The 1,205-nt window shown below is 71.7% G+C and carries 1 protein-coding gene; it reads right to left on the bottom strand.

Annotated features, from left to right (window positions below; all coding sequences use genetic code 11):
- Positions 1 to 653, bottom strand: a 653-nt coding sequence (gene manA / locus UK12_RS32640; RefSeq protein ID WP_045306831.1) for a mannose-6-phosphate isomerase, class I, incomplete at its 3' end; no start/stop codon positions are given.
- Positions 654 to 1,205: the final 552 nt, after the last annotated feature.

Genomic DNA, 1,205 nt, shown 5'->3' with positions numbered 1-1,205 from the left:
TGGCCGTCGGGCTCGGCCTCGGCGGCGCGCTCGACGGCGGCGGCGACCTCGGCGACGGTGGCCCGCGCGGTGTCGCCGCTCATGGTCAGGATGGTGGCGAGGGTCTGGCTCAGCGCCTCGGACTCGGGCTTGCCGCGCAGGATCTCGACCAGCGGGGTGAGCGCACCGACGCCCAGCGAGTGCAGCAGGTCGGCTGCCTCGGCCGGGGTGCGGAAGCCGCACAGGCCCTCGAACTCGCCGAGGGCGCAGATCAGTTCGGGCTTGTGGTTGGCATCCTTGTAGTTGCGGTGCGGGGCCTCGACCGGCACCCCGCGGGCCTCCTCGTCGGCGAACCCGGCCCTGGCCTGGGCCAGATCGGGATGCGCCTGGATGGAGAGCGGCGTGCCGGCGGCGAGCACCTTGAGCAGAAACGGCAGGTCGGGGCCGAACTTGGCCACGGACGCGGCGCCGAGCTCGCGCTGCGGGTCCGCCGCGATCAGCGCCGCGAGTGAACGGCTGCCCTCGCCGCGATCCACCCGGGAGGGTGAACCCGGGTGCGCCCCCATCCACAGCTCGGCCTGCGGCTCACCGGTCGCCTCCTGCCCGAGCAGCTCCGGGATCGCGGTGACCGAACCCCAGGCGTACGGGCGGACGGTGTTGACGAGCCTGTCCATGTGCGCGGTCCTGCCTGTTCTGTGGGGCGTCCGGTCGGCGCCGTGTCCGGTCGGGTACGGCGGTCGGAGGGGGTTGGAAGAACCGACCCTAGCCGACCCGGGATACCGGATCACCAGCTCCGGGAGACGGTCCGGTGAACAGCTGGGCCGCTCCCCCGAGGCCGGTGCGCCGGGCGTTCGGGGCGGATCCGCAGGCCGGACGGGGCGGCGGCAGGGGCGGGACGGATCAGCTGCCGACCGCCGTTTGCCCTGTGGCCCACGGGTGTTCAGGTTGGGCTAAGAGACTACCCGGCGAGGGGATCTCCATCGGGGCTCCTCCGAGCCCTGGCAGTCGGCGGACTCACTGTGCCGAGGTAGCATGCGCATCCTTGACCTCTTCATACGTGTGGGCCCATACACCAACTCGCGCACTGCCGATCCGGCCTCCGGGCCGCGGGCTCGCTGTTTATTCCAGCTGCTTCGAAAGGCACAGACGTGACTGCCCCTGAGGAGAGCACCTTCGCCGATCTCGGCCCGGTGCTGGTGATCATCCCGACCTACAACGAGGTCGAG

The organism is Saccharothrix sp. ST-888, assembly GCF_000955975.1.
Lineage (GTDB): Bacteria > Actinomycetota > Actinomycetes > Streptomycetales > Streptomycetaceae > Kitasatospora.
The sequence above is the reverse complement of the archived record's forward strand: the minus strand, read 5'-3'. Positions and strand labels throughout refer to the sequence as shown.